Annotated in this window: 3 protein-coding genes and 1 pseudogene; all 4 read left to right on the forward strand. The window is 75.0% G+C overall.

Features of this window, described 5'->3' with window-relative positions:
• Positions 1 to 166: pseudogene (locus tag IH13_RS41805) on the forward strand (ArsR family transcriptional regulator); the annotation flags it as partial.
• A gap of 28 nt (positions 167 to 194) precedes the next feature.
• A complete protein-coding gene (locus IH13_RS0135270; protein ID WP_031091116.1) occupies positions 195 to 1,028 on the forward strand; it encodes a M23 family metallopeptidase in 834 nt (277 codons plus the stop codon).
• Between the two features lie 39 nt (positions 1,029 to 1,067).
• Positions 1,068 to 2,333, forward strand: coding sequence for a hypothetical protein (locus tag IH13_RS45405; protein ID WP_234433503.1), 1,266 nt, complete (start codon positions 1,068 to 1,070; stop codon positions 2,331 to 2,333).
• Between the two features lie 124 nt (positions 2,334 to 2,457).
• A partial coding sequence (locus IH13_RS0135280) for a maleylpyruvate isomerase N-terminal domain-containing protein (RefSeq protein WP_031091118.1) occupies positions 2,458 to 2,692 on the forward strand: 235 nt, incomplete at its 3' end.

Here is a 2,692-nt window from a genome sequence, read left to right on the forward strand (position 1 = left end):
GATGTGTATAAGAGACAGGACCAGGACGACCGGTCAGATCTACCACCACCTGCGCCTGCTGACCGCCGCGGGCTGGCTGCACACGACCGGGCGCGGGCGCTACGAGGTCCCCGGCACGCGGGTGGTACCGCTGCTGGTGGTGCTTACGGCGGCTGCCCGGCCCTGACCGCACGCACACCACGAGGGGGGACCTCATGTCCGTACGCAAGGCCGCGGCGATCCTGGGCCGTTGCTGTTGGATCGTCTTCGTCGCTCTGGTGCTGGTGGGGGTCCTCGCCGACCCCCTGCTCCCCTTCTGGCTGACGTTCGTGCCCGCCGCGGTCGCCGTCGCCGTCACCCTCGTGCTCGGCCGCCTGAGCGGCCAGGAGGTGGCGGTGAGGAAACGTGCCGCCGTCGAGGTCGATCCGCCGGTCTCCGGGCGCTGGAGCGCGCTCAACAGCCCGGCCGACCGGGTGCCCAGCCACGGCGTGCACAGCTGCGGGCAGACGTACGCGATCGACGTCGTCGCCGAGCCGGAGGAGGGGGAAGGCCGCCCGCCCTTCCGGTGGGTGTGGCCCGTCGCCCGCCGCAACGAGGACTTCCCGGCCTTCGGCGCCCCGCTGCTCGCCGTGGCGGACGGCACCGTCGTCCACGCGAGCGACGGCCGGCGCGACCACCTCAGCCGGAACTCGGGCCCCGCCCTGGCGTATCTGATGCTGTTCGAGGCCTCCGCGCGCGACCTGGCCGGGCCGCGCCATCTCTTCGGCAACCACATCGTGCTCGACCTCGGTGACGGCGTGTACGCCGCGTACGCGCACCTACGGCGCGGGTCGCTCCAGGTGAAGGCGGGGGACACCGTCCGGGCCGGGCAGCGGATCGCCCGGTGCGGCAACTCCGGCAACTCCACCGAGCCGCACGTGCACTTCCAGCTGATGGACCACCCGGACCTCGATGTGGCCCGGGGCATCCCCTTCACCTGGCGGGGCGTCGGCGTCCCGGCGAACGGGGAGACGTTCGTCGTCCGTGAGCCCGTCGTCGGCGACTGGTAGTTTGCCGGGCGTCACAGGACGTCGCGGTACGGGGGGACGATGGACGACGACGGCATAGGCGCGGCCCGGCATCCCGGGCCACCGGACGGCCGCCCCCGGCTGCGGTCCGCCCTGAACACGCTGTTCGTGCTGGTCGCCGTGGCGGGCATCGGCCTGAGCCTCTGGTCCGTCGTCACCGGGGTGGCCGTCCGCGCCCGGTCCGAGAGCCGTGAGCGCATCGACGAGGCGTGCGGCGGTCTCGTCGACCCGGACCGGGTGCTCGAACTGCACGGCGGAACCGTCCGGGTGAAGCTGTCCGACCGCGACCGGGTCTCCACCGACGAGCGCGCCAGCGGGTGCACGGTCTACCGGGTGGAGGCTTCCGGGAAGGTGCACGGGCACGTCGCCCTCACGCTCGACCTGTACCCGGCCGGCCGGAGCACCGACGACCGCCGGGTCGAACTCGACGACGAACCCTTCCGACTCCGCCGAGGCGGGGCGGACGACATCGCGGCCGTGGCGGACCGCCCCGTGCCGCACCCGCTGGGCGACGGCAGGCTCGGGGAGTACGAGGCCGACACGGTGACGGCCAGGGCCCTGTGCACGGACGGCGGCGAGCTCTCCTCCGCCGAGGTCTCGGCCGCCGCCCAGTACCCGGGCCCCGTCACGCCCCAGGACCGCCGCGCGCTCGCCGCACTGGCGCGCCAGGCGGTGGGACGGGCCGCCGCTGAGCTCGGCTGTGCGACCGAACTGCCCGCGCTGCCGGCCACGTTGCCCGTACCGAAGGCGGCGCTGGGTCCCGTGGCCGAGGCGGGCGGCACCTGTGCCTGGTACGGACGCTTCGTCGCCGAGCAGGGGCGGGGGCCGCTCCCCGACCGGGCGCTCGCCTCCCCGGCCGGCGAGGCGAGCGCCCACGACGCCTGCCTGCTCGCGCTCGGCGAGGACGAGGTCCGGAGGATCTGGCCGGCCTACGAGAAGACCTCGCAGAGGCCTCGGGCCATGGAGCTGGTCCTCGGGCTGTCCCCGCTGTGGATGAAAACCGAGACCGTCGTCGGCGACGGCACCCGCTGGCTGTGGACCGACTCGCCGCTGTCGGAGCGGATCGATCCGGCCGCCCCGGGGACGGCCGACGGGCCGGTCTGGTGGGCGACCTCCGTCTGCGACGGCCGGCCCGCCGTGCACCTGCTGCGGATGGCCTACCCGTACGACCGCATCGCCGGGGACCGGCTGGAGGCGCTGCTCCACGCGTACGCCGAGGAGTCGGCCGCACGCCGGGGCTGCACCGATGTCCGCCACCCCGAGGCGGCGGACTTCGCGCGGAGGTGAGCGCCGGGCGGGCTCGCGCCGGCGCGCGGAGGCGGACGCCGCACGGACCGCTCGCGTCGTCGGCCGGACCGGCCACCCGACCTGATCCGCTCGCTCCCACGCACCAGGTCGTTAGTCTCGCCCCATGCCACCAGCCAGGAAGCGCCTCCGGGCGTACGACGTCTCCCGGACCCGGACCGCGGTCCTCGCCCAGTTCGGCCACCTGCGGGAGGCCGTGCGCACCCTGACGCCCGAGCAGCTCGCCCGGCCGTCGGAGCTCGGGGAGTGGGCCGTGCGGGACCTCGCCGCCCACCTCACCACCGTGCTGGAACGCGTCAGCGGTGAGCTGGAGCGGCCGGAGCCCGCCGGTGGCCCGCGGC

Origin of the sequence: Streptomyces sp. NRRL WC-3549 (genome assembly GCF_000721935.1) — a bacterium.
Classification (GTDB): domain Bacteria; phylum Actinomycetota; class Actinomycetes; order Streptomycetales; family Streptomycetaceae; genus Streptomyces.

What these genes read in the sequence shown, in the direction of transcription:
- IH13_RS45405 (WP_234433503.1), top strand. Translation starts at nt 1,068, where the DNA reads ATGGACGACGACGGCATAGGCGCGGCCCGGCATCCCGGGCCACCGGAC.
- IH13_RS0135270 (WP_031091116.1), top strand. Translation starts at nt 195, where the DNA reads ATGTCCGTACGCAAGGCCGCGGCGATCCTGGGCCGTTGCTGTTGGATC.